This window comes from Rhodococcus sp. NPDC003348, from assembly GCF_053589375.1.
In genome coordinates, this window is record NZ_JBSFRT010000012.1 from 23,385 (window position 1) to 48,130 (window position 24,746).

Sequence of the window (24,746 nt, forward strand, 5' to 3'; positions counted from 1 at the left end):
GGGGCGCCCATACCCGGCACGGCGCCCCCCGACCGAGCCAGACTAGGGCGAATCGGCCAGTCCTGCGGCCGAATCGGATTCCAGTTTTTGCAGGTCACAGCGTTAAACACGACCCGAGCCAGGATCCCCCACCGCGCGGCGGTCCCTCCGCCGTGGGTCCTACTCACTTGAGTGATTCGGACCTAGCTGCGGCGCAGGCGGCGTTCGCTGGCCACGATGAGCGCCGTCAGCGCGGCCTCCGGCCCGGTCGCGGGCCGGGGGCGGCGCATCACCACGAAGTCGGCGTCGCCGGGGTCGGGCAGGGCGTGGCCGGGAAGCGGCACCAGGCCGTCCGGCAGCATCGACTCGGCGTGCACGATGTACCCGAGACCGGCCAGCACCGCCGCGCGCAGGCCGAGCAGGCTGTCCGTCACGCACGTCGTCCGCCACACCAGCCCCGCCCGCTCCATCGCCTCCATCGCCGCCCGCCGGGTGATGCTCGGCGGGGGATAGGTCACCAGCGGCACCGGACCGGCGGCGGGATCGGCGACCTCGCTCTCGGGAGATCCCGCCCACACGAGGCGGTCGCGCCAGACCAGCTCCCCGTGCCGTTCCCCGGGCCGGCGCATCCCGAACGCGAGGTCGAGTTCACCGGCCGCGACCTTCGCCCCCAACGTCTCGCTGAGCCCGACCGTCAGCTCCAGGTCGACCCGCGGGTGGCTGCGCCGGAACTCCAGCAGCACCTCGGGCAGCTCGGCGGCGACGAGGTCGTCGGAGACCCCGAACCGCAGCAGCCCGAACAGGGCGGGTTCCGCGAAATACGCCTCTGCCTGCTGTGACGCGTCGAGGATGGTGCGCGCGAAGCCGAGCATCGCGGCTCCGTCGGCGGTCAGTTCGACGTTGCGGGTGTCGCGGCGCAGCAGTTCCCGGCCGACCGACTTCTCGAGGCGCGCCACGTGTCCGCTGACGGTGGACTGACTCAGGCCGAGCCGTGCCGCGGCGGCGGTGAACCCGCCTTCGCGATCGACGGCGACGAGGGAACGGAGCAGCACCGGATCCAGCATCCCCGACATTTATCACGTTTCTCGATGCGAATAATCGGTCTCATCGACTTCTCCGATACCCGGTGCTCGCCCTACCGTGGTCGGGTGAGGTTTCTGAGCAGGTTCCACGTCGACGGGTTCATCCTGTCGATCATCGCGGTCGCGGTGCTCGCCAGCATCTTCCCGGCCTCCGGCGCCGGCGCGACCACGCTCGAACGGGCCACGAAGATCGCCATCGCCTTCCTGTTCCTGCTCTACGGCGCCCGACTGCACCCCCGGGAAGCACTCGAGGGCCTGAAGCACTGGCGACTGCACTCGGTGGTGTTCGCCGCGACGTTCGTGCTCTTTCCGCTGATCGGCCTGGCGCTGCGGATCCTGGTGCCGTCGGTGCTCACCGAGGAGCTGTACACCGGCGTGCTGTACCTGTGCCTCGTGCCGTCGACCGTGCAGTCGTCGATCGCGTTCACCTCCATCGCCCGCGGCAACGTCGCCGGGGCGATCGTCAGCGCGTCGATGTCCAACCTGCTCGGCGTGTTCGTCACCCCGCTGCTGGTGATCCTGTTGATGAACACCACCGGCGAGGCGCACGTCGACGCGTCGTCGATCGTCGACATCGTCGTGCAGCTGCTGATCCCGTTCCTCCTCGGACAACTGATCCGACCGCGGGTCGCGGGATTCCTGCAGAAGTACGCCGAGCCGACCAAGCTCGTCGACCGCGGCTCGATCCTGCTCGTCGTCTACGCCGCGTTCAGCGCCGGCATGGTCGAGCACGCCTGGGACGGGCTGTCCGCGTGGAATGTCGTCGCGCTGGTCGCGGTGTGCTGCCTGATCCTCGCGGCCGTGATGACGGCAACCGCGTACGCGGGCAAGGCCCTCGGGTTCTCGCTGCCCGACCGGATCGTCATCTTGTTCTGCGGGTCGAAGAAGAGCCTCGCCACCGGCCTGCCGATGGCGGCGGTGCTGTTCGCCGGCCAGCCGATCGGGCTGATCGTGTTGCCGCTGATGATCTTCCACCAGATCCAGCTGATCGTGTGTGCCGCGCTGGCCCAGCGCTACGCCCGCCGCATCGACCCCGACCGCGAGCCCGTTCCCGCATCCTGACACCCCTCGGGGGAGTGGTCGTGCCGGTCGGGTTTCGGTCAGGCGGGGGCGGCGCCCCAGCGGACGGCGGCGGCGCCTGCGAAGTCTCCGGCGTGCGCGAACGCCGCCATCACCACGAGCGCGCCGTTCGGGATCCGGCCGGCGCGGTTCTCGGTGTCGAGGGTGACCGGGATCCCGGCGGCGAACAGGTTTCCGCACTCGTCGAAGGTGTCGGGATGCCGCTCGACCGGCAACTGCATGGCCTCACGCCAGTTCCGCAGGAACAGCCGGTTGGGCTGGTTGGTGACGAACACGTCCACCGCATCCGGCGCCACCCCCAGCTGCCGGCACACGTCCTGCGCGACCTCGGGAACCATCCGGTTGCCGCGCGCGTAGACGCGGGCGATCTTGTTCTGGTCGAACGCGATCCGGAACTGCCCTTCGCCCGGCTCCCAGTACTTGCGGGGCGGGTCGACGTCAGCGTCGGCGGGCGACGGGGCAAACTCCCCCTGCGAACGGCACGCGGTCGCGAGGACCGGGGCCCGGTCGTCGACGACGAGAAGACCGGCGCCGCAACCATCCCCGGGGATCGCGGCCTGCGGCTGCGAGCGCACGGTGGTCTGGGTGAACACCTGCCCGGCGGCGTTCTGGATCGCGACGACCAGCGCCGACCGCAGCCCGTCCCGCTGCAGCAACTGCTCGGCCACCCGGATCATGTACGGGAACGCCGCGCACCCGCTGTTGTGCACGTCGAGCACCCAGTCCGGGTTCGCGCCGAGCCGGTAGGCGAGTTCGCCGGCACAGCCCTGCACGGGCAGGTCCGGCAGCTGGGTGTGGGTGAGGACCACGTCGACGGCGCGCATCGCGTCGTCCCCGGACCGCTCGCGCAGCGGGGTGACCGCACGCCACGCCATGTCCACCGCGCTCTCGCCGTCCGCGACGTGGTGCCGGTAGGCCGGGGGCCGGAACATGGGACTGTTCGCGAGCCTGCTCGGTTTCGAGAACTGCGCGAAATAGTCCGCTCCGACCCGGTTCTCGGGAAGGTAGGACGCCACGTCCACCAGGCTGACGGTCTTCACGACGCACTCCCGGACGATCGAAGCCAGTCGGGGGTGACCGGCAGGCCGTGCGCATGCCGGTACTCGCAGATCCGCGTCAGGTTGTCCAGTTCCAGCTGGTGCCCGGGATAGAAGACATCCCAATAGTCACCGACCCAGGCCGTGCGGCCCTCGAGGGCCTTCTCCGGGAACGGATTCCGGTCGTAGAACGGATGATGACAGTTGGTCCACAACACCACGGACCCCGCCTTGTCGAGCACCAGCTGGGCGTCGACGACCCGCATCAGGTAGATCATCCACAGGTGCTCGCCCTGGTCCCAGGCGCAGTGGTAGTCCACGGTCATCGCGTCGGGGCAGACGTGGGTGCGGGTGTAGATGTCGGTGTCGCCGCTGCCGAGCAGATCCTTTCCGCGCCACAGTCCGTCCCCGCCGATCCGGGCGAAGCCGCGGAGACTGAAGGTCCACTCCTCCAGGCTGCGGGTGTGCGCCAGGTAGTCGTACACCTGCCCCGGCGGTGCGTCGACGTAGCCCTGCAGGCTGCAATAGTCGCCGTAGATCTGCTCGTGCGGGTACACCGCGTGCATCATCTCCGCGATCATCGGGTGCGCCTCCTCGGCGGGGGTGTTCTCGATGCGGTGCACGGTCGGCAGCGCGTCGGCGGGGATGTCCGCGAGGGCGGCGGGGGACTCGGTCATGACGCGGCTCCGGGCTCGTGGGGGAGGAAGGGCAGGAACGGCGGTGTCTCGTCCGGGTCGCAGAGCACCTCCACGAACGCCGGTCCGGTATCGAGGGCGACGGCGGCCAGCGCGGCGTCGAGTTCGGCCACCGTGGTCGCGGAATGGGCAGGCACCGTCGGGAACATCGCGGCGACGCCGGCGGCGAGGAACGACGGCGCGAACCGGTTGAGGCTGAACCGGTCCGGGAACAGCAATCGTTCGCGTGTCACGCACATCCCGTGGGCGTTGTTGTTGAAGACGACGAACGTGACCGGCAGCGCATGCTGGACCGCGGTGTGCAGTTCCATGCCGTGCATGTAGAAGGCGCCGTCCCCGGCGATCACGACGGTGCGGCGCCGCCGCTCGAACGCCGACCCGATCCCGGCACCGAAGGCGTAGCCCATGCCGCCCATGCCGAGCGCGACGACGAACCTGCCGCCGCGTCGCACCGGCAGGTGGTGCACGGCCGCCGCACCGGTGTTCCCGGCATCGACGAACACGTCCGCACCGGCCGGCAGGTGCCGGTCCAGGGCGGCCATCGCGTCCCGGTAGCGCAGCCCCGGACCGGTGGCCTCCGGTACGGGCAGCCCGACCGAGCACAGCGGCGGGCCGTCGACCGGGGGGCCCGGGACGGGTCCGAGCAGCGCGGTGAGGCGGCGGAGCGACGCCCGCAGGTCGACGGAGACGGCATGGGTGGACGGCAGGTAAGGGGGCACGGACCCGAGGGACGCGACCACCGAGCCGCGCAGCCCCTCGTCCAGGCCGGTCCGGGCGAGAACCGGCATCCGGGTGCCGACCAGCAGGCACAGCTGCGCACAGTTCAGGGCGTCGAGGACCTCGGGGTGTCCCATGACGCCCGCGACCCCGCAGAATCCGCGGGTGCGCGGATCCACCGTGTCCTTTCCGTCGGGCGTGACCGCGACCGCGGCGTCGAGCACGCGGACCAGATCCGCGAGCTCACCGCGGGCGTCGGCCCGCGCGACCTCGTCGCCGGCGAGAACCAGGATCTTGCCGCGTCGACGCGCCCGCCCCGCGGCGCGCGCGACTCGCGCGATTCCCGGTTTGTCCAGGGCGCGTGCGGGTCTCGGGTCGATCGGCCGCCGGGACGTCGGGTCGGCGGCGGACTGCTGGACGTCTTTCGGGAGCAGCAGCACCGCCGGGCCGCCGCGCGTGGCCGCGGACACCGCCCGGGACAGCTGGTCGGCGAGATCTCCGGCCCGCTCGACCCGCGCGCAGTACCGGGACACCTCGGCGAACAGCCGGACCGCGTCCAGCGATCCGGCGCGTCCACTCGAATCCTGGAACGCTCCAACGCCTTCCAGCGTTCGCGGCGGCTGACCGACCAGGGCGAGGACCGGCACCCGTGACGCGAACGCCTCCCCGAGCCCGGCCACCAGGTTCAGCGCGCCGCCACCGGAGGTGGCGGCGACCACGCCGAGCCGTCCGGTGCTGCGCGCGGCACCGTCGGCCATCGTCGCGGCCGCGAACTCGTGCTTGGCGACCACACCGGTGATCGGCGCGCCACAGCGGGACAGGGCGTCGTACAGATCCTCGATGTTGGCCCCGTCCACCCCGAACACGTGCCGGACCCCGAAGTCGGCGAGCGATTCGACGAGGTGGTCGACCACCCGTGTCACCGTCATCGACACCTCCCGTGCCCGGCCCCAGTGCTTCACCGAGGGACACGAACGTCGGCGTCGAACGGTTCACACCTGTCGTGAACCGCGCCGGGATCCGTCAGAAGGTGCTGGTCAGGATCACCTGATCGGTTGTCACCGAGCGGATGTCGACACGTTCGATCCACAGCATCGGCACGCTCGTCGTCGCCGACGGCGTCACCGTTTCCCCGGCCGCGGCGGACCAGGTGGCCAGGGTGGTGCGGGTGCCGCTGTGGTCGGTGAGGATCAGCTCGTAGTCGGACCGTTCGGTCCCGTATCCGCCGCCGGGCGGGGCCTCGTAGCGGCAGACCACGTCGATTCGGCTGCCCCACGACTGCGCGATCACCGACACCTCGGCGGTCACCGAGCTGGGCACGACCGGCTCCATGGCCTGCGCCGTCACCGGCGCCGACGGGCCCTGCGGCATGTTCGGCGACGGACCGGTCGGCTCGGTCGGCAGCAACGTCACGGCCGCCGCCAGCGCGGCCGCCGCGGCCGCCGCACCCACCCCGATCGCCGCGGCCCGGCCCCAGTGCCGCCGCGGACGGGTCGCCGCCATCAGTCTCGGCAGCAGGTCGGGCGGCGGGTCTCCGGCAGCGTCCCCGCGCAGCGGGATCGGCGTCGGACCCGCCGGCGAGGGTGCATCGAGTCCGAGTGCCGTGGCGGCGGGCACCTTCCCGAGCAGCGCAGGCAGCCCGGCGACCTCGGCGACGGCCAGCGCACACCGGTCGCAACCGCCGAGGTGCTCCTCGTAGGCACGGCGGTCGTCGGCGTCGAGGGAGCCGAGCACGTAGGCAGCGTCCCAGTCCGCGTAGACGTCCGGGTCGGTGGTCACGGTGTCACCCCCATCTCCTGCAGCGCCAGCCGAAGGGCGCGCAGTGCGTAGTGCAGCCGCGACTTGACGGTGCCGTCCGGGATGTCGAGGTCGTCGGCGATCTGGCGCGTCGACATGCCGCGGTAGTAGGACCGGACCAGCACGGCGCGGTGGTCGGGGCTGAGCTGGGCGAGCGCATCCGCGATCAGCCAGGAGTCGAGGGCGGCCTCGGAGGCGTCCGGTGTCGCCTGCTCCGGGGGACTGTCGGTGCCGAACTCCCGTTTCGCCCGGGCACTGCGGCTCGAGTCGACGACCAGATTCCGGGCGACGGTGAACAGCCAGGCCCGCGCGGACCGCTCGCTCTGGTCGAGGATCCGGGGCCGCTGCCAGGCGCGGAGCAACGTCTCCTGGACGATGTCCTCCGCCTGGACCCGATCACCGGTCAGTCTCATCGCGTACCGCCACAGCGCCGCCGCGTGCTCCCCGTACAGGACACGCATCAGTTCCGCCTGATCCTGCGGCATCCGTCTCCTCCCGACCGGACCACGGTATCGGGACCGGTTCGGTTCAGGAGGGTTCTACGGGTTACAGGTGTCGCTGCCGGATCAGTTGCGATCGACCTCGATCGGGTGGGTGGCGAGCAGCGAGAGCGGGAGCGGTTGTCTGCGCAGAACCTGCGCCCACAGGTCCACGCGCGGCGGTCCGATCACGTCGGACGGCAACGCGGAGACGACCATCCAGTCGTCGCGCTGCAGTTCACCGTCGAGCTGACCCATCGTCCACCCGGAGTATCCGGCGAACACCCGGAGTCCCTCGATGTGGCTGCCCACCTGGTCGGGGTCGCTGTCGAGATCCACCATCACCACGCGGCCGTGGACCCGGCGCAGGCCGTGAACGCCGTCGATGTTCGCGCCGGTCCGCAGCGTGGCCAGGCACAGGGCGGAGTCGAGCTTGACCGGGCCGCCGACGTGGAGGGCCTTCGGGCGGGTGCACAACTCGGCCCACTGCGGCAGGACGGTGTGCACGGCGGCCTCGCTGGGCCGGTTGAGGACGACGCCGAGGCTGCCCGCCTCGTTGTGCTCGATGACGTAGACGACCGTGCGCCGGAAGGCCGGTTCGGTCAGGTCGGTGGCGGAGACCAGCAGGCTGCCCGGCCGCACCACGGGTTCCGTCGAGGCCGTGCGGTCGTCGGGTTCGTCTGCGGGATCCACCGCACAATCATTGCACCGCAGGAGCCGACCCGTGTCCTGGCCGAGGCGGCCCTCCGCTACAGGCCGACCGTGTCGGCGAGCACGGTCAGGTGGTGATCGAACAGTGCCCGCGGATCGGAGAACGTGTCGGTGCCGTACTGCCCGAACACCTCGAACCCCACGGCGCCGAACAGTGACACCCACAGCAGCACCGCCCTGGCCAGCGCCTCGTCCGGCAGGTCGAGGCCCAGCTCCGCGCGGATGCGCCGGGCGTCGCGACGCAGCGACTCGGCCACCGGCGGGGAGGGCATCGCGCGCAGGGTTCCGGCGCGGTGGGCGTCCTCGACGATCCGGACGAGCGCGGTGATCACCCGGGTTCCGGGACCGGTGGTCCGCTCCGCGGGTGCGTGGTAGCCGGGCACCGGGCTGCCGAACAGCAGGGCGTAGCCGGCGGGTTCGCCGAGCGCCCATTCGCGGACCGCGTGCCCGAGTGCCCGCAGCCGGTCCGGCGCATCCTCGGTGTCGACGGCGGCGAGCGCGGCGTCGACGGCGTCGCCGAGTTCGGTGTAGCACTCGACGACCAGCAGGGTCAGCAGGTCGTCCCGGTTGGCGACGTAGCGGTACACGGCCGAGGACACCACACCGAGGTCGCGGGCGACCGCGCGCAGCGACAGCGCCGCCGCCCCGTCGCGGGCCAGGTGATCCCGGCCGATGCGGGTGATGTCGGCGAGGGTCCGTTCGCGGGCGCGCTGGCGGGGGGTGGCGGTCACGTCGTTCAGCCTGACCGCTGAGCGTGAGCACTGTCAACTTTTGAGAGCACTGCTCTTGACTCCGGCGCGGCGGGGGTGCATTCTCAAAACGAGAGCAGTGCTCTCTAAGTCGAAATCCGACAGCAATCCCGACCAGAGGAGAACGTCATGTCGACACTGCACGTGGTGACCGGGGCCGGACCGGTCGGCTGGGCCGTGGCCACCCGACTCGCCGATCGCGGCGACCGGGTTCGCCTGCTCACCCGGTCCGGTTCCGGCCCCGGTCACCCCGCGATCGAGCGCCGCCGCGTCGACGTCTCGGTGCCGGGCGCCCTCGACGACGCGCTCGACGGCGCCGCCGCGGTGTTCCACTGCACCCACGGATCCGCCTACTCCGCGGCCGCCTGGCGCCGCGAGCTGCCGTCCACCGAGGCCGCGGTGCTGGATGCCGCCGGCCGCGCCGGCGCGGTCGTGGTGTTCCCGGAGAGCCTGTACTCGTACGGGCCGGTCGACGGCCCGATCACCGAGCACACCCCGCGCACCGCAACCACCGGCAAGCTCGGAATCCGCGCGGAGCTCCTGCGGGCCCGGGAGCGGTCCGCGACCCCGACCGTCAGCGTCGCCGCCTCCGACTTCTTCGGCCCCCACGCCCTGATGGCCCACGGCGGCGAACGGATGGTCGCGACGCTGCTCGCCGGCCGCCGGATCCGGGTGATGGGCGCCCTCGACGTGCCGCACTCGTTCACCTACGTGCCCGACCTCGCCGCCGCGATGATCGCCGCCGCCGACAACCGGGACCTGTGGAACTCGGTGCTGCACGCCCCGACCGGACCGGCGGTGACCCAGCGGCAGATGGTGCAGGCGTTCGCGGACGCGGCCGGGGTCGAGGACCCGAAGGTCGGCGTGCTGCCGGGCTGGGCACTGCGCGCGGTCGGCCGGGTGCACGGACCGACCCGCGAACTCGCCGAGATGCTCTACCAGTTCGAGCGGCCCTTCGTTCTGGACTCGACCCGCAGCGAACGTCTGCTCGGCCTGACGCCGACCCCACTGCCCGAGGCCGCGGCCACCACCGTGGCCTGGTGGCGGGACCGTGGCTCCGCGCCCGTCGCGGTAGGGTCCGGCCGTGGGCAACACTCCGGCGGGCAACACTGACGTACCGGATGAAACCGGACGCCCGCACCACCGGCTGCGCGCGGCGATCCGCGCCACCCCCGGCCTCGGCCGCCTCGTCACGGTGCGCTTCGCCAGCCAGTTCGGTGACGGCATGTTCCAGGCCGCGCTCGGCGGGGCGATCCTGTTCAACCCCGAACGGAACACCGACCCCCTTGCCATCGCCGCCGGGTTCGCGGTCCTGCTGCTGCCCTACTCACTGATCGGCCCTTTCGCCGGCGCACTACTCGACCGCTGGGACCGGCGGGCCGTACTGAAATGGGCAAATCTTTTGCGGGGCACCCTGATCCTCGCCACCGCGGGATGTCTGCTCGCCGGCGCGCCGAATCCACCGATCCTGCTCCTCGCCCTCGCCGCCGTCGGGGTGAGCCGGTTCGTCCTCGCCGGCGTGTCCGCGTCCCTGCCGCACGTCGTGCGCCAATCCTGGCTGGTGTCCACCAATTCCGTGCTCGCGACCGTCGGCTCCGGCGTCTCCGCCGCCGGTGCGGGCGCCGCGGTGACCGTGATCGGCCTGCTCGGCAGCAGCGACCGCAGCTCCGGGATCGCGGTGGCGGTCGCGGCACTCGGCTCCGTGGTCGGCGCAGTCGCCGCCGCCGGATTCGCCCCGCACCGCCTCGGGCCCGGCGCCACCTCCGTGGTGGCGGGCTCCGCGGCGGCGGGGGGTGTGGGCGGCACCGCCGCCTCAGGTGTGGGCGGCACCGCCGCCTCAGGTGTGGGCGGCACCGCCGCCGCGGCGCGGGCGGTGGCCGCGGGGCTCCGTGTCGGGGCCACCGCGGTGTGGCAGGCGCCCGGCGTCACAACTGCGATGACCGGAATCGGCGCGCACCGCATCGTGTTCGGAATCGACACACTGATCATGGTGCTGTTGCTGCGGGCACCGGCGGCCGAGGGCGCACTGCCCGGCGGGCTGGCCGGTTTCGGAGTGGCCGTCGGCGCAACCGCGGCGGGAATGCTGCTCGCCGCCGTCGCGACCCCGTTGCTGATCCCTCGGATCGGGCGCACCCGCACCGTGGTGCTCGGCCTGACCACCGCCCTCGTCGTCCAGGCGACCCTCATCGCGGCCCTGACCCAGCAGTCACTGCTGATCGGGGCGTTCCTGCTCGGCCTCGCCGGGCAGACCGTCAAGCTCACCGGGGACGCAGCCATGCAGATCGACATCGACGACACCCGGCGCGGTCAGGTCTTCGCGCTCCAGGACACCGTCTTCAACATCGCTTTCCTCGCCGCGCTCGCCGCGGCGGCGACGGTTATCGCCCCCGACGGCCGCACCCCCGCGCTGGTGTACGCCGGGGTCGGCGTCTACACGCTCGGTCTCGTCGCGGTGGCCGCGAACTCGCGTCGCACCGGTTGAACCCCCATCACCATCGCCCGTGAAAACAGGGCTTTCTCAGTATGTTTCACTCACCGGGCGGCCTGCCCCCGAGACATCGAGCAGTCCGTCCCCGTCCGAGTCCACCAGCAGCAGATCCATGCCGCCGTCTGCATCGGTGTCGACCTGTAGTTCGGTGACGCTGCCCCGGGTCGCGAGCACCGCGTCGACCGTGCCGTCGCCGTCGGTGTCGAGCGGAGTGTCTTCCGGCGACCCCGCGGCAGGGGATTCGGCCGGGACCGGGTTGCCCCGAGGTGTCGGTGAGTCGACCTCGACCGCCCACGTGCCCGACCCGTCGGGATCGGTGAAGAATCGCACCGACTCCGCTCCGGCGTCGAGGACGGAGAACTCGGCCACCCCGTCACCATCGCGATCCCACAGCGCATCGTCGCACAGGCCGTCCCCGTCGAAGTCGAGCGCGACGGCGTCCGGCCCGCCGGGCTCGCCCAGGTCGAGGTCCGCCGTCGACACCCACTCGTGCGGGTCGTCGACGCCCGTTCCAAAGACGTACTCCACCAGGTCCATACGGGTAGGACGCACTACGGCCGCGGCCGGTTCCGCTCCGCCGCACTGTCGGTCGAACGGTCGACGCGGCGCGAGAGTCTCGGCGTGCGCTGTTAGATTCGACTCGCACGTTCGCCCGACCGGCCGTCACGGCCACCCGACCGAAGAGGGGGCTCGATGTACCGCCGGATCGGAGCACCGCTGTGTGCGCTCGCGCTCGTCACATCGGGATCACTGCTGGCCGCACCGTCGGCGTCCGCGGCCCCGAGTGTACCGACCAACGCCTGCGGTGAAACCGGTTTCGACCCATCCGCGGCCGCCGGGGGCGGACCGGCCCTCCCCGGCAACATCGACATCCGGTACCCGTGGCCGCAGATCGTGCCGGTGCCGGTGCCCGACCCGCCGCAGGACCAGACCCGCGTACCGCAGGCGCCGTTGCCCGCCGACCCGTGCGCCGACCCCTGCCCGGATCTGACCGACCCTGCGCCCGAGGGACCGGACGGCGACCCCGGCTCGTCGGGTTCGGCGTCGTCGGGATCGGAATCGTCGGGGCCGGAGTCGTCGGGACTCGGGTCGACCGGCTCGTCCTTCGGGTCGTCCCTCGGGTCGAACGGGTCGTCGGTGCCGCGGTTCTCGATCACCCCCGACCCCGAGCCGATCCCGATTCCCGTTCCCGGTCCCGGTCCGTCCGAGCCGCTTCCTCCGGCGCCGGCACCGCAGTCGCCGCCCGTCGAACCGGCACCGGTGACCGCCGCCCCGCCCGCGGCGAGCGTCGAATCCACTTCCCTGGTCGCGCAGCTGACCGGACATGGTTCGATCAACCGCACCGACAAGCGCTGGCAGGTCAACGGCACGGACCTGGGCATCACCTGGGAGTCCAAGCCCGGAGAGGTGACGATCGCGTTCGGCGACACCTTCGGCAAGGACTGGACCCCGCCCGGAGCCAACGGCACCGACTGGCGCTCGAACGTGGTGGGACACAGCACCGACCGCGACCTGTCCGACGGGCTGACCATCGACTCGATGGTGCAGGACAGCCGCTGCCACGCCGCCGAGGTACTCGGCAGCCGCAAGATCAAGAACTGGGAGACCACCACCATCCCCACCTCCGGCTTCGCGCTCGGCGACCGGCAGTACATGAGCTACATGTCCGTCCGGCGCTGGAGCGTCGTCCCCGGACTCTGGTACACGAACTACGGCGGGATCGCCTACTCCGACGACAACGGCCGGACCTGGACCAAGGATCCGTACGCCCGATGGGAGAACATCTTCGGGCTCAACAACTTCCAGGTCGCGAGCATGGTTCCGGCCGGTGACCACGTCTACCTGTTCGGTACCCCCAACGGCCGGCTCGGCACCGTCGCGGTGGCCCGGGTGGCGAAGGACCAGGTGCTCAACAAGACCGCCTACCAGTACTGGGTCAACGGCGAGTGGACGCCGGTGGGGGAGAAGTGGCCCACCCCGATCCTGCACGACACCGCCGCCGAACTGTCGGTGCGATACGACGAGGCGCGCGGGCTGTGGCAGATGAGCTACCTCGACACCGTCGCAGGCGCGATCGTCCTGCGGCAGTCGACGAGTCCGCAGGGCACCTGGACCAAGGGCGTCCCCGTCGTCCGGTCCGCCGACTACCCCGCGATGTACGGCGGCTTCATCCACCCCTGGTCCACCGAACACGACCTGTACTTCACGATGTCCGAATGGGACAGCTACAACGTCTATCTCATGCGCGCGCAGCTGAACTGACCGGCGAGGGCACACTGGTGCGATGACAGCCGACATCATCGCCCCCGCCGATCTGCTGACCCGGCTCGGTCGAGGGGAGGACATCGTGATCCTCGACGTCCGATGGCGGATCGACCGGCCGGACGGGCGAACCGAGTTCGACGACGGTCACATTCCGGGTGCGGCATATGTGGACCTGGAGTCCGAGCTCAGCGACCACGGCGTCCCCGGCCGCGGCCGGCATCCGCTGCCGAGCGGCGGCCGGCTCGCGGAGGCCGCGCGTCGGTGGGGCGTCCGCGCGGGCGTTCCCGTGGTGGTCTACGACGACTGGAACAACGTGCCCGCCTCGCGCGCCTGGTGGCTGCTCACCGCCGCAGGCGTCCCCGAGGTCACCGTCCTCGACGGCGGCTGGGCGGCCTGGCTGTCCGCGGGAGGGGCCGTCCAGACCGGCTCCCACGAACCGGAGATCGGCGACATCGCCTTCACGGCAACGGACCTGTCCGCCGCGGCGCTGCCGACCACCACGGCCAACGGGGCCGCGGACCGGGCCCGCGACGGGGTGCTGGTCGACGCCAGGGCCGGTGAGCGCTACCGCGGCGAGGTCGAGCCGATCGATCCGGTCGCGGGTCACATCCCGGGTGCGGTGAACGTCCCCGCGACGGAGGTCCTCGCCGCCGACGGCCGGTTCCGGTCTGCCGACGAGCTGCGGGCCCGCTTCGCCCGAGCCGGAATCGACGGCTCCCGGCCCGTGGCCGCGTACTGCGGCTCCGGCATCAATGCCAGCCAGCTGATCGTCGCGCTGCGGCTCGCCGGGATCGACGCGGCGCTGTTCCCGGGCTCCTGGTCGGAATGGACCTCCGACCCGGCCCGCCCGATCGGTTAGCGCTCGGCCCACCACTTCAGCAGCTCGGCCTCGGCCTCCTCGCGGGGCAGGGGCCCACGGTCCAGGCGCAGTTCCTTGAGGAACGTCCACGCCTGGCCGACCTCCGGTCCCGCCGGGATGCCCAGCAACTGCATGATCGCGTTGCCGTCGAGGTCGGGGCGCACCCGCGCCAGATCCTCCTGCTCCGCGATCCGCGCGATCCGCACCTCGAGATCGTCGTAGTTGGCCCGCAGCTTGGCGGCCCGCCGCTTGTTCCGGGTGGTGCAGTCCGCCCGCACCAGCTTGTTCAGCTTCGGTAGCAGGTCGCCGGCGTCGGTGACGTAGCGGCGCACCGCCGAGTCCGTCCACTGCCCGTCGCCGTAGCCGTGGAACCGCAGGTGCAGGAACACCAGCCGGGAGACGTCCTCGACCATCTGCTTCGAGTACTTGAGCGCCCGCATCCGCTTGCGCACCATCTTCGCGCCGACCACCTCGTGGTGGTGGAAGCTGACCCCGCCGCCCGGTTCGTTGCGTTTGGTGTCCGGCTTGCCGATGTCGTGCAGGATCGCCGCCCAGCGCAGCACCAGGTCCGGGTCGCCCTCCTCGAGGTCGATCGCCTGCTGCAGCACCGTCAGCGAATGCTGATACACGTCCTTGTGCTGGTGGTGCTCGTCGATCTCGAGGGTCAGCGCCGGGATCTCCGGCATCACCCGGGCCGCGAGCCCCGTCGTGCACATCACCTCGATGCCCTCACCCGGGTACTCGCCGAGGATCAGCTTGTCGAGTTCGGCGCGGACCCGTTCCGCGGTGATCCGGTCGATCTGGTCGGCCATCGCGACGATCGCGTCGTGCACCCGGGGCGCCAGGGTGAAGCCGAGCTGGGAGACGAACCGCGCGGCGCGCAGCATCCGCAGCGGATCGTCGTTGAACGAGATCTCCGGGGCGGCCGGCGTGTCGAGGACGCCGGCGAGCAGCGCGTCCATCCCGCCGAGCGGGTCGACGAACTCCTGCTCACCGGCCGGGCCGATGCGCACGGCCATCGCGTTGACGGTGAAGTCGCGGCGGACCAGGTCCTCGTCGAGGCTGGTGCCGTAGGCGACCTCCGGGTTGCGGGTCACCCCGTCGTAGGCGTCGGTGCGGAAGGTGGTGATCTCGATCTGCTGACCGGCCTTCGCCGCGCTGATCGTCCCGAAGGCGATGCCGGTGTCCCACTGGTTGTCCGCCCACCCCTTCAGCAGCGCCTGCACCTGCTCGGGCCGGGCGTCGGTGGTGAAGTCCAGGTCGGTGCCGAGCCGGCCGAGCACCGCATCCCGCACGCTGCCGCCGACCAGGTACAGCTCGTGCCCGGCGTCGGCGAAGCGCGCCCCGAGCGGGGTCAGCACGTCCGACAGGCCGCGCAGGGTGACGGTCGCTGCGTCGAGCAGGCGCGCGCGACGCTCGGCATCGGGAGTTGGGGAAACCACGACTGTGCAGCTTACCGACCCGAGCAGCCACGGCCCGAGCCCGCCGACGGTCCACCGGTGTGGGATTCGGGAGCACCCGCACGCGACAACTAGTATCGATTGGGTGTCTCCTGCCGAACGCGCGAACCGCAGCCGCCGCAACCCGCGGCGTCGCGGTGGGCACGGCGACCGCCCGAACCCGCGAATGCGCACGGTGCGGGAAACGTCCGCCGGCGGACTCGTCGTCGACGGGCTCGACGGCCCGAGCGAACTGCAGTGCGCGGCACTGATCGGTCGCACCGACCGCCGCGGCCGACTGCTCTGGTCGCTGCCGAAGGGCCACATCGAGCAGGGGGAGACCGCCGAGCAGACCGCGATGCGTGAGGTCGCGGAGGAGACCGGAATCCGCGGCACGATCCTCGCCTCGCTCGGCAGCATCGACTACTGGTTCGTCACCGAGGGGCGGCGCGTGCACAAGACCGTGCATCACTACCTGCTGAGGTTCCAGGGTGGCGAACTGTCCGACGAGGACGTCGAGGTCACCGAGGTCGCGTGGGTGCCGCTGACCGAGCTCGAGTCCCGGCTCGCATACGCGGACGAACGCCGGCTCGCGGAGGTCGCCGGGGAGCTGATCGCACGGATGGCCACCGGCCCGACCGGTGACGACACCTCGAACGTCGGCGACGGGACCCGAGAGAACGGATGAGGACGGCCCTACGTCGGCTTGCCGCGACGACCCTGACTGCACTGGCTCTCGCCGCCCCACTCGGATCCCCCGCCCTCGCCGGCGCGGCTCCGACGACCACGACACCGACGACTTCCCAGCCCGGCACGCGCCCGGGGCAGTCGCAGCAGTTCGTGTCCCTGACGGTCGACACCGTCACCCCCAGCACCGTGACCACGTCCAGCGCGCCGACCGTCACGGTCACCGGCACCGTCGCCAACGTCGGCGATCGCGCGGTCTCCGACGTCCAGGTGCGGTTGCAGCGGGCACCGATGGTGACGACACCGGACCGGCTGCGCACCGTGCTCGCCGCCGACCAGGACGAGTTCGACATCGTCGGACCGTTCGCCGAGATCCGGGACCGCCTCGAGATCGGCCAGTCCGCCCGCTTCACCGTCGCGTTGCCGCTCCGGTCGTCGGACGCGTCGTCCCTGGACATCGACGAACCCGGCGTGTACCCGCTGCTGGTGAACGTCAACGGCACCCCCGAGTACGGCGGGGCCGCCCGCCTCGACGACGCCCGCTTCCTGCTCCCGGTCCTGGGTCTGCCCCGCGACCCGGATGCCGCCGACCCGTCCGACCCGGATGCCGGGCCGGTACCCCCGTCGACCACCGATCCCGTCGCGGTGACCCTGATGTGGCCACTCGCCGACCGCCCGCGGCTGGCGGCCGGGATCCCCGGGTCCAACGACGAGAAGGTGCGGCTCGTCGACGACGAGCTGGCCACGTCGCTGGCACAGGGTGGCCGGCTCGAACAGCTCGTCGCGGCCGCCGACTTCGCCACCGGCGAGGACCTGGACCGCGACCGCCAGCTCGGGCGGAGCATGTGCCTGGCCGTCGACCCGGACCTGCTGGTCACGGTGGCCAACATGACCCGCGGCTACCTCGTCGTCGACGACCCCGACGACCCGACCGGTCCCACCCACGACGGCACCGGGCAGACCGCGGCGAGCGAGTGGCTGGGCCGGCTCCGGGACCTGGCGTCCCGGATGTGCGTCACCGCGGTCCCGTTCGCCCAGACGGATCTGACCGCACTGCACCGGGTGGGCGACGCGACGTTGACCGCCCGCGCGCTCGAGCGGCCCGCCGACATCGTCGACGGCGTGCTCGGCGTGACCTCCGTGCGGGGTCTGACGTGGCCGGACTCCGGCGTGCTCGACCCCGCCGCCGCCGCCGGCCTGCCGGGGCTGGGGCCGACGACACTGCTGGCCGCGAACGCGGTCACCGACACGACCACGGTCGCGAAGGTGCCACTCGAGGGTGGCAACAACGGCGGGCCGCTGTACGCGACCCTGTTCGACGTCGCCGCCGCCACCGCGTTGGCCGCCGTCGGCGCGAGCCCGCAGACCCCGACGTTCACCCCGGAGTCGGCCCGCTACGAGCTGGCCGGCGACTCCCGCACCGCCCGCCTGCAGGACGCCCTGGGAGCGATGACCTGGGAATCGTTGACCGCCCGCAGCACCGCCTCCCGGCTCGCCGACGCGGCGCCCCGCTCCCTGCTGCTGGTGCCGCCACAGCAGTGGACACCCGACGGCGACGAGGCCCGCGCGGTGCTGTCCACGGTGTCGACGATGCTGCGGTCCGGGCTGGCGACCTCCCGTTCCGTGCCTGACCTGCTCGACCTTCCCGCAGCGCCACCGCCGCTGCAGCTCGACTACCCGGACCAGGCGGCCGCGGACGGCGCCCCGGCGGCGGTCGCCACGGACGTCACCGCGGCGGCCCCCGAGATCGACGCGCTGACCGAGACACTGGTGTACGAACCCCAGTCCGCGCTGACCCCGACCGATTTCACCGGACCGCTCGAGGAAGACCTGCTTCGCGCGATGAGCACCGCGGGGCGCCGCGACGCCGACCGGAACGTCGCGACGATCGACGCGGAACAGCGGGTCACGCAGGTGCAGGCCGCGCTCGGCCGGATCTACGGTTCGGTGACGGTGCTCGCCCCAGGTGGCGCGTACACCCTCGCCTCCGAGCAGAGCCCACTGCTGTTCGTCGCCCGCAACGACCTGCCGGTCGGCATCACCGTGCGGTTGCGGCTGTCGGCACCGCCGGGCATGACGATCACCGACATCGGCGACCAGCAGCTGCCTGCGCGCGGCAGCCGCGCGCTCCAGGTCCCGGCAAAAGTGACGGAGACCGGCAAGATGGTCGTCGACGTGGCACTGACCACCGCGAACGGCCGCGAATTGGGCGAATCGACCTCCGTCTCGGTCCGCTCCAACTCGTACGGCAAGTTGCTGGCGATCATCACCGGCGGCGCGGGCACATTACTGTTGTTGCTTGCGGGACGGCGGCTCTGGCACCGGTTCCGGGGTCAGCCGGACCCAGCGGACGAAGGGTACGAAGGCCGATGACGGGCAGCACGCGACGACCACCGGGCACCGGCCCGGAGCAGGCGCGGCAACCGGTCGAAACCGGTCGCGACCAGCAGCCTCATCCCTCACGGGCCCCCTGGGAGCGGAACCCCGCCGGACCGCCGCCGGATCCGCGGCGACAGCCGCCCGCTCCGATGCGGCCGTATCCACCGCAGCAGCCGTATCCGCCGCAGTCCCGGCCGTACCCGCCCCGGCCCCACCCGAATCAGTCGCAACCGGCACCGCCCCATCCACCGCAGCAGTACCCGCCGCGCCCCGCACCGGCGGCGGCGCCCGGCTCCGACGCCACGCGGGCGATGCCGCAGCGTTTCGTGCCACCGGTCGCCGAATCCGGCCCGCCGCCCCAACCGGCAACGACGCGGCCGACGACGACCGCACCTCAGCAGGTGGTGCCGTCGACCGACACCGACGAGTACGACGACGACACCGAGCCGGACAACTCGAACTCCCGGCTGATCGCGTCGACCGGGTCGATCGCGATCGCGACACTCGTCAGCCGGATCACCGGGTTCCTCAAGCAGGTGCTGCTGCTGACCGCGCTTGGCTCGGCGGCGGCGAGCTCGTTCACCGTCGCAAGCCAGCTGCCGAACATGATCTCGGAGCTGGTGCTCGGAGCGGTACTCACCGCGATCGTCGTTCCGGTGCTGGTGCGGGCCGAGAAGGAGGACGAGGACGGCGGCGCCACCTTCGTCCGAAGACTGTTCACCCTGTCGGTGGTCACCCTCGGACTGGCCGCGACCGCCGCGGTGCTCGCCGCGCCGCTGCTGACCCGCCTGTTCCTGCCGAACGACGGCAAGGTCGATGCGCACCTGTCGACCAACTTCGCCTATCTGCTGCTGCCTGCCATCCTGTTCTACGGCCTGTCCGCGCTGCTCACGGCGATCCTCAACACCCGGCAGGTGTTCAAACCGGGTGCCTGGGCGCCGGTGCTGAACAACCTGACGGTCCTCGCCGTGCTGGCCGTGTACTGGCTGCTGCCCGGCGGTGACGAGGTCACCACCACGCGGCTGCTGGTGCTCGGCCTCGGCTTCACCCTCGGCGTGGTGGTGCAGGTGGTGACGCTGCTGCCCGCGATCCGGCGGCAGGGCATCAACCTGCGCCCGCTGTGGGGTCTCGACACCCGGCTCAAGATGTTCGCCGGCATGGGCGTCGCCATCGTGCTGTACGTGCTGATCAGCCAGATCGGTTTCGCGATCGGCACCCGCATCGCGGCGGACGCGGACGCCGCGGGACCGGTCATCTACCAGCAGGCGTGGCTGTTGCTGCAGCTGCCGTACGGCATCCTCGGCGTCACCGTGCTGACCGCGATCATGCCGCGGCTCAGCCGCAACGCCGCCGACGAGAACACCCCCGCCGTCGTCGACGATCTCTCTGTCGCGACCCGCCTGACGATGGTGTCGCTGCTGCCGATCGTGGTGTTCCTGACCTTCGCCGGACCCCAGGTCGGGCACGCGCTGTTCGGCTACGGCAACTTCGGCGAGCACGACGCCGAACGCCTCGGCCACGCGGTGAGCTGGTCCGCGTTCACCCTGATCCCGTACGCCCTGGTCCTCATCCACCTGCGCGTCTTCTACGCCCGCGAGCAGGCGTGGACGCCGACCTGGATCATCCTCGGCATCACCACGGTGAAGGTCGTGCTGTCGGTCCTGGCGCCGGTGGTGGCGACCGACGACGAGCAGGTGGTCAGCCTGCTCGGTGTCGCGAACGGTCTCGGGTTCACCGCCGGTGCGGTGATCGGTGCGGTGCTGCTGCGCCGCAGCCTCGGGTCGCTGCGCATGGCGAACGTCGGCAAGACGGTCGTGCTGGTGGTCATCGCCTCGGTGGCCGGTGGCATCGCGATGCTGGCCGCCGAGGAACTCCTCGGCCTGGACCGGCTCGGGGACCGGTTCGGCGGGCCCGGCGCCTTCGTCCAGGTCGGGCTGTGCGCCGTGCTCATGCTCGCGGTGACGTTCACGCTGCTCCGGATCGCCGGCGTCCCCGAGGTCGTCGCCGGGACGGTCGCGGTGACCCGCCTGGTCAACCGGGTGCTGGGCCGGACGCCGGCACAGCCGGTCGTGGCACCGGCCGAGGCCGGAGCGGTCGCCGCGACGGCACCCGCCGCACGGTCCGACACGGGGTCGATGGCACGCCTCGACGCCGTGTCGATCTACGAGGCAGACACCGAACTGCTACCCGTCATCGGGCGTCCTCTGGTAGAACGCGGCGGCGGCGAACAACTCCCGTACCCTGGTGCCCGACGTACCGGGGCGCCGACCACGGGAGATTCAAACGAGCTGCACGAAGGAGCGAGGGTGAGCGACGAAAACGTTGCCGGCGGCCAGACCGGCAGTTCCACGGTGGAGGCGTCCGCGCCGGCACCACGCGCATCCGAATCCGAGTCCACTCGCCCCGCCGACAAGCGTCCGGCCACACCGGCGAACGACGCCGACAAGCGTCCGGCGGACAAGCGTGCCGCCGACAGCCGGGTCCGCCCCGAGCGCGACCTCACCGTCGACACCGGCGTCATCCCGATCGGCTCGCCGCAGCTGCCCCCGATGCGGGTCGGCGACGGCAGCGGGACGGCACGCCGCAGCGCTCCCCGCGGCCCCAAGCTGATCGCCGGAGCCTCCGTCGCCGGTGGCCGGTACCGGCTGCTGGCCCCGCACGGTGGCGCCCGGGGCCTGAAGTTCTGGCAGGCCCACGACACCAAGCTGGACCGCGAGGTGGCACTGACCTTCGTCGACGCGGAGCAGCGCGCCGGCAACGACACCTCCGACGCCACCGGTCCGCAGGCGGTGCTCTCGCGCACCCTGCGGCTCGGCCGGATCAACTCGCCCGGCCTGGCCCGGGTCCTGGACGTGGTCCGCGGCAGCTCCGGCGGCATCGTCGTCGCCGAGTGGACGCCGGGCCGGTCGCTGCGCGAGATGGCCGACACCACGCCGTCCCCCGTCGGCGCCGCCCGGGCGATCCGGGCACTGGCGTCCGCGGCGGAGTCGGCACACCGCAGCGGCAGCGCCCTGTCCATCGACCACCCCGACCGGGTGCGGATCTCCGTCGACGGCAACGCGGTCCTCGCGTTCCCCGCGACGCTGTCCGACGCCGACGCACCGTCCGACGTCCGCGGGCTGGGCGCGATGCTCTACGCACTGATCACCGCGCGGTGGCCGCTCGGGGAGCCGGCCCCGGCGCCCGAGTCCGGAGCTCCCGCCGACACCCGGCCCGTCAACACGGTCGGTGGCATGAAGCTCGCCGACCGGGACGGCACCGGTCCGGTCGAACCTCGGGTCGTGCGACCGGAAGTGCCGTTCGAGATCTCCGCGGTCGCGGTCCGGGCCCTGGAGAGCGACGGCGGCATCCGCACCGCCGCGACGGTCCAGCACGTCCTGGACCAGGCATCGGTCGTCGACCAGAAGACCGACATGATGCCCGCGTTGCGGCTCGGTCAGCGGCCGGCCGGTTCGACCGGGCACGCGCTGTCCGAGGAGGAGAGCGCGGAGGTCGCGAAGACCCGCAGCAACCGGATGCTGATCGCGCTGTCGACGCTCGGCGTGCTCACCGTGATCGTGCTCGCGCTGGCCGGCTGGTGGCTCACCAACCTGTTGGCCGGTAGCAGCTCCGACGAGCCGCTCAACGAGCAGAACATCGGCCTGACCACCGGTCAGGAGGCACCCTCGGCCGCGACCAGCGCCGCCCCGGCACCGGTGGCACCCACCCCGGTGACGCCTGCGGGTGCGACGGTGTTCTCGCCCCAGGGATCGGCCGACAATCCGACCACGGCTGCGCTGGCGGTCGACGGCGACCCGGCCACGAAGTGGAGCACCGACGCGTACTTCGACCAGTTCCCGAGCTTCAAGAACGGTGTCGGGCTGCTGGTCGGTCTGGCGCAGCCGGCGCGGCTGAGCGAGGTCACCATCACCTCGCCGAGCGTCGGCACGCAGGTCGAGATCCGGACCGCGCCCAGCGACCGGCCCACACTCGACCAGACCCAGGTGATCGGCCGCGCGACCCTCGAGAACGGCGTCACGACCATCCCGGTGACCATGGACAGCAGCACCGGCCGCGTGCTGGTGTGGATCACCAAGCTCGGCACCGACGGCGGCAAGAACCAGACCACGATCGCGGAGATCGGACTCGAGTCCACTCGTTAGACACTTCGCTCCCGAGGGAGTGACTGGAGACCCCCCGGTCGGTTAGCATCGCGCGTGCGAATCAACAGGGGGATCGCCGTGGCTGGGTTGTCCGATGCCCAGCTGCTGGCGGCGCACGCGGCGGGGGAGCCACGTGCATTTGCGGAGTTGCTGGGCCGACATCAGGACCACTTGTGGCAGACGGCGCGCCGCACCAGCTACACGATCCAGGATGCCGAGGACGCGCTGCAGGAGGCGCTGCTGTCGGCGCACCGCACTGCCGCGACATTCCGGGAGGACGCCGCGGTCCGGAGCTGGCTGCACAAGATCGTCGTCAACGCGTGTCTGGACCGGATCCGGCGCAACCGCGCCCGACCGACGGTGCCGCTGGCCGAGGGGGAGGGTGCGGAGCCCGCGGAAACCCGCGACGCGATGGCGGAGCGGGAGACGGCGCTGACGATCGAGGACGCGCTGTCGACGCTGCCACCCGATCAGCGCGCCGCGATCGTGGTCGTCGACCTCGAGGGCTACTCGGTGGCGGAAGCGGCCGCGCTGCTGGGGGTTCCGGAGGGCACCGTGAAGAGCCGGTGCTCGCGGGCGCGTAACAAACTCGCGCAACAGTTGAAATACATTCGAGCAGAGCGGAACCAAATCGGCCCGCGCGGGGTCTAATCCTTGTGACGCACGGTGTGAACCGGCGCCATCGGGGAGGGTCCACAGTCAACGATCGCAGGGGAGGTGCCATGGTCGCCGAGGGTGACGACACGCTTCGCCCCCCGTTCACTCCCGAACAACTCGCCGATCTGCACGGTGACGTACTGCCCGCCGACGTGTCGGACCGGATGCGGACCGCCGTCGCGCACGACCCGGAGGCCCGCGCGACCCTGACCGCTCTCGACCGGGTCCGTGCCGAACTCGGCGCCCTGCGCACCGACCCCGCACCCGCGCCGCCTGCTCCCGACGATGTGATCGCCCGGCTGCACGCCGCGCTCGACGACGCCACGGCCGCCGGCGACCTGGCGTCGACCGTCGCACCGCGGACCCGCCGTTTCGACCCTGTTCGGGTCGCTGCAGCGGCCGCCGCCGCGCTGGTGGTGTTCGCGGCCGGTGCGATCGGCTTCTCCCGAATCGTGGCCGACGACCCCGACACCGCACCCGGCACCACCGCGCTCGCCGATCCGCCGGGGACCGTCCAGCTGGGCGACGACCTGCGGCCCGACACCGCGCTCGCCATGCTCGGCCACACCGCGCTGGGCAGCCTCTCCGATCCGGGTCAGCGTGCGGAATGCCTGCGTGCCAACGGAATCGACCCAACGACGGCGCTACTCGGATCCGGGCCGGTCCGGTTGCGGGGCGCCGCCGGTGTGCTGCTGCTCTTCGCGGGACCGCGACCGCCTCAGATCACCGCGCTGGTCGTCCGATCCAGTTGCAGTGCAGAGGATCCCGCGACCCTGGCGCGCGCCGACATCGGCTGACGCAGGGCCCCTGAGCTGATCTACCCGGACGGCTCGACCCCGGCACCGGGCAACAGGACGGCCAGGATGGCCTCGCGCACCTCGTCGGTGTCCTCGCTCGGCGCGATCAGGGACAGGAACATCGCCGCGCCTGCCCCCAGTGCGAGCAGGGCCCGGGCGGTGTCCGGGTCGGTGCCGTCGTGCGCGGTGCGTCCGGGGAACAGCGCGGCGGCCGGCCCGGCGAAGTTGCGCCACAGCGCGGTGCGCAGGTCGTCGTGATCGCGGAGGGTGGCCAGCAGCCCCGGCACCGCCGCCCGCACCGCCGGTTGCCGGAACAGTTCGGAGCTGCCGGTGACCACCCATCGGATCCAGCCCTCCCGGTCGGCGCCGTCGAAGGGAGCCAGATCCGGGGTCACGCCGAGGACGGCGTCGAGGACGAGTTGCGCCTTCGAGTCCCACCGGCGCCCGATCGCGGCCCGGCTCACCCCGGCACGATTCGCGATGGCGCGAACGCTCAGCTGGTCGAATCCGACCTCCAGCAACAACTCTCGCGTTGCGGTCAAGACCTCGGTGTCGATGCGGGGGTCACGGGGCCGACCCGATGTGGTGGTGTTCATCGCTCCTGATTGTCGCCCCTGGAACCGGTCGGGGCCACCGGTTCGGGCCCCACGCCAATCTTGACGACTCGGTGTTGGTATCTTTGCCGACACACTGTCGTGAAAATGCCC

Annotated in this window: 21 protein-coding genes; 10 read left to right on the top strand and 11 right to left on the bottom strand. The window is 71.8% G+C overall.

Features of this window, described 5'->3' with window-relative positions; genetic code table 11:
• Positions 1-182 precede the first annotated feature (182 nt).
• Positions 183-1,052 carry a LysR family transcriptional regulator gene (locus ACWDU4_RS10450; protein WP_450113828.1) on the bottom strand — a complete coding sequence of 290 codons (870 nt, stop codon included), beginning with the start codon at positions 1,050-1,052 and terminating at the stop codon, positions 183-185.
• Positions 1,053-1,127: 75 nt separating this feature from the next.
• Here ACWDU4_RS10450 and ACWDU4_RS10455 point away from each other — a divergent pair, with 75 nt between their 5' ends.
• Entirely contained in the window at positions 1,128-2,123 is a 996-nt protein-coding gene (locus tag ACWDU4_RS10455) for a bile acid:sodium symporter family protein (RefSeq protein WP_450113829.1), read from the top strand.
• A gap of 38 nt (positions 2,124-2,161) precedes the next feature.
• Here the strand turns inward: ACWDU4_RS10455 and ACWDU4_RS10460 are convergent, their stop codons facing one another.
• From ACWDU4_RS10460 to ACWDU4_RS10490, 7 genes are all read right to left on the bottom strand, one after another.
• Complete coding sequence (locus tag ACWDU4_RS10460) at positions 2,162-3,181, bottom strand: 3-oxoacyl-ACP synthase III family protein (RefSeq protein ID WP_450113830.1); 1,020 nt, start codon at positions 3,179-3,181, stop codon at positions 2,162-2,164.
• Positions 3,178-3,855: an SRPBCC family protein gene (locus ACWDU4_RS10465; RefSeq protein WP_450113831.1), complete on the bottom strand. Its 678-nt coding sequence runs from the start codon at positions 3,853-3,855 to the stop codon at positions 3,178-3,180. The genes ACWDU4_RS10460 and ACWDU4_RS10465 overlap by 4 nt, the downstream gene beginning before the upstream one ends.
• The gene (locus tag ACWDU4_RS10470) at positions 3,852-5,519 is read right to left on the bottom strand and encodes a thiamine pyrophosphate-binding protein (RefSeq protein WP_450113832.1); all 1,668 of its coding nucleotides are present in this window, start codon (positions 5,517-5,519) and stop codon (positions 3,852-3,854) included. Before ACWDU4_RS10470 ends, ACWDU4_RS10465 begins: the two co-directional genes overlap by 4 nt.
• Positions 5,520-5,613: 94 nt before the next feature.
• A complete protein-coding gene (locus ACWDU4_RS10475) occupies positions 5,614-6,369 on the bottom strand; it encodes an anti-sigma factor family protein (protein ID WP_450113833.1) in 756 nt (251 codons plus the stop codon).
• The gene (locus ACWDU4_RS10480) at positions 6,366-6,872 is read right to left on the bottom strand and encodes a sigma-70 family RNA polymerase sigma factor (RefSeq protein ID WP_450113834.1); all 507 of its coding nucleotides are present in this window, start codon (positions 6,870-6,872) and stop codon (positions 6,366-6,368) included. The genes ACWDU4_RS10475 and ACWDU4_RS10480 overlap by 4 nt, the downstream gene beginning before the upstream one ends.
• Positions 6,873-6,953: 81 nt before the next feature.
• Positions 6,954-7,559 (bottom strand): YqgE/AlgH family protein, encoded by a 606-nt coding sequence (locus tag ACWDU4_RS10485; protein WP_450113835.1) that lies wholly within the window; start codon positions 7,557-7,559, stop codon positions 6,954-6,956.
• A 56-nt stretch (positions 7,560-7,615) separates the two neighbouring features.
• Positions 7,616-8,308: a TetR/AcrR family transcriptional regulator gene (locus tag ACWDU4_RS10490; RefSeq protein ID WP_450113836.1), complete on the bottom strand. Its 693-nt coding sequence runs from the start codon at positions 8,306-8,308 to the stop codon at positions 7,616-7,618.
• 147 nt (positions 8,309-8,455) lie between these two features.
• Here ACWDU4_RS10490 and ACWDU4_RS10495 point away from each other — a divergent pair, with 147 nt between their 5' ends.
• A complete protein-coding gene (locus ACWDU4_RS10495; protein ID WP_450113837.1) occupies positions 8,456-9,439 on the top strand; it encodes an NAD-dependent epimerase/dehydratase family protein in 984 nt (327 codons plus the stop codon).
• A 34-nt stretch (positions 9,440-9,473) separates the two neighbouring features.
• Positions 9,474-10,808 (top strand): hypothetical protein, encoded by a 1,335-nt coding sequence (locus ACWDU4_RS10500; RefSeq protein WP_450113926.1) that lies wholly within the window; start codon positions 9,474-9,476, stop codon positions 10,806-10,808.
• A gap of 36 nt (positions 10,809-10,844) precedes the next feature.
• Here ACWDU4_RS10500 and ACWDU4_RS10505 read toward each other — a convergent pair whose 3' ends face one another.
• A complete protein-coding gene (locus ACWDU4_RS10505) occupies positions 10,845-11,351 on the bottom strand; it encodes a hypothetical protein (RefSeq protein ID WP_450113838.1) in 507 nt (168 codons plus the stop codon).
• A gap of 156 nt (positions 11,352-11,507) precedes the next feature.
• Here ACWDU4_RS10505 and ACWDU4_RS10510 point away from each other — a divergent pair, with 156 nt between their 5' ends.
• Together ACWDU4_RS10510 and ACWDU4_RS10515 are read left to right on the top strand one after the other, a co-directional pair.
• A complete protein-coding gene (locus ACWDU4_RS10510; protein ID WP_450113839.1) occupies positions 11,508-13,076 on the top strand; it encodes a DUF4185 domain-containing protein in 1,569 nt (522 codons plus the stop codon).
• Between the two features lie 22 nt (positions 13,077-13,098).
• Complete coding sequence (locus ACWDU4_RS10515; protein WP_450113840.1) at positions 13,099-13,938, top strand: sulfurtransferase; 840 nt, start codon at positions 13,099-13,101, stop codon at positions 13,936-13,938.
• Here ACWDU4_RS10515 and ACWDU4_RS10520 read toward each other — a convergent pair.
• Entirely contained in the window at positions 13,935-15,380 is a 1,446-nt protein-coding gene (locus ACWDU4_RS10520; RefSeq protein WP_450113841.1) for a CCA tRNA nucleotidyltransferase, read from the bottom strand. The two genes, ACWDU4_RS10515 and ACWDU4_RS10520, sit on opposite strands and share 4 nt — an antisense overlap.
• A gap of 103 nt (positions 15,381-15,483) precedes the next feature.
• Between ACWDU4_RS10520 and ACWDU4_RS10525 the strand changes: the two genes are divergently transcribed.
• The 5 genes from ACWDU4_RS10525 (at position 15,484) to ACWDU4_RS10545 (ending at position 24,039) form a co-directional block, all read left to right on the top strand.
• Positions 15,484-16,065 (top strand): NUDIX hydrolase, encoded by a 582-nt coding sequence (locus ACWDU4_RS10525; protein WP_450113842.1) that lies wholly within the window; start codon positions 15,484-15,486, stop codon positions 16,063-16,065.
• The gene (locus tag ACWDU4_RS10530) at positions 16,062-18,437 is read left to right on the top strand and encodes a DUF6049 family protein (RefSeq protein WP_450113843.1); all 2,376 of its coding nucleotides are present in this window, start codon (positions 16,062-16,064) and stop codon (positions 18,435-18,437) included. Before ACWDU4_RS10525 ends, ACWDU4_RS10530 begins: the two co-directional genes overlap by 4 nt.
• Positions 18,438-18,754: 317 nt before the next feature.
• Positions 18,755-22,585 carry a murein biosynthesis integral membrane protein MurJ gene (gene murJ, locus ACWDU4_RS10535; RefSeq protein WP_450113844.1) on the top strand — a complete coding sequence of 1,277 codons (3,831 nt, stop codon included), beginning with the start codon at positions 18,755-18,757 and terminating at the stop codon, positions 22,583-22,585.
• A gap of 54 nt (positions 22,586-22,639) precedes the next feature.
• Positions 22,640-23,236 (top strand): RNA polymerase sigma factor SigM, encoded by a 597-nt coding sequence (gene sigM / locus ACWDU4_RS10540; RefSeq protein WP_450113845.1) that lies wholly within the window; start codon positions 22,640-22,642, stop codon positions 23,234-23,236.
• A gap of 71 nt (positions 23,237-23,307) precedes the next feature.
• Positions 23,308-24,039 (top strand): hypothetical protein, encoded by a 732-nt coding sequence (locus ACWDU4_RS10545; RefSeq protein ID WP_450113846.1) that lies wholly within the window; start codon positions 23,308-23,310, stop codon positions 24,037-24,039.
• 20 nt (positions 24,040-24,059) lie between these two features.
• On the opposite strand, the gene ACWDU4_RS10550 is transcribed toward ACWDU4_RS10545, so the two are convergent.
• Positions 24,060-24,635 carry a helix-turn-helix domain-containing protein gene (locus tag ACWDU4_RS10550; protein ID WP_450113847.1) on the bottom strand — a complete coding sequence of 192 codons (576 nt, stop codon included), beginning with the start codon at positions 24,633-24,635 and terminating at the stop codon, positions 24,060-24,062.
• Positions 24,636-24,746 lie beyond the last annotated feature (111 nt).

What these genes read in the sequence shown, in the direction of transcription:
- ACWDU4_RS10465 (WP_450113831.1), bottom strand. Translation starts at nt 3,855, where the DNA reads ATGACCGAGTCCCCCGCCGCCCTCGCGGACATCCCCGCCGACGCGCTG.
- ACWDU4_RS10545 (WP_450113846.1), top strand. Translation starts at nt 23,308, where the DNA reads ATGGTCGCCGAGGGTGACGACACGCTTCGCCCCCCGTTCACTCCCGAA.
- ACWDU4_RS10515 (WP_450113840.1), top strand. Translation starts at nt 13,099, where the DNA reads ATGACAGCCGACATCATCGCCCCCGCCGATCTGCTGACCCGGCTCGGT.
- ACWDU4_RS10550 (WP_450113847.1), bottom strand. Translation starts at nt 24,635, where the DNA reads ATGAACACCACCACATCGGGTCGGCCCCGTGACCCCCGCATCGACACC.
- ACWDU4_RS10510 (WP_450113839.1), top strand. Translation starts at nt 11,508, where the DNA reads ATGTACCGCCGGATCGGAGCACCGCTGTGTGCGCTCGCGCTCGTCACA.
- murJ (WP_450113844.1), top strand. Translation starts at nt 18,755, where the DNA reads ATGCCGCAGCGTTTCGTGCCACCGGTCGCCGAATCCGGCCCGCCGCCC.
- ACWDU4_RS10495 (WP_450113837.1), top strand. Translation starts at nt 8,456, where the DNA reads ATGTCGACACTGCACGTGGTGACCGGGGCCGGACCGGTCGGCTGGGCC.
- ACWDU4_RS10480 (WP_450113834.1), bottom strand. Translation starts at nt 6,872, where the DNA reads ATGCCGCAGGATCAGGCGGAACTGATGCGTGTCCTGTACGGGGAGCAC.
- ACWDU4_RS10470 (WP_450113832.1), bottom strand. Translation starts at nt 5,519, where the DNA reads ATGACGGTGACACGGGTGGTCGACCACCTCGTCGAATCGCTCGCCGAC.
- ACWDU4_RS10530 (WP_450113843.1), top strand. Translation starts at nt 16,062, where the DNA reads ATGAGGACGGCCCTACGTCGGCTTGCCGCGACGACCCTGACTGCACTG.
- ACWDU4_RS10450 (WP_450113828.1), bottom strand. Translation starts at nt 1,052, where the DNA reads ATGTCGGGGATGCTGGATCCGGTGCTGCTCCGTTCCCTCGTCGCCGTC.
- ACWDU4_RS10505 (WP_450113838.1), bottom strand. Translation starts at nt 11,351, where the DNA reads ATGGACCTGGTGGAGTACGTCTTTGGAACGGGCGTCGACGACCCGCAC.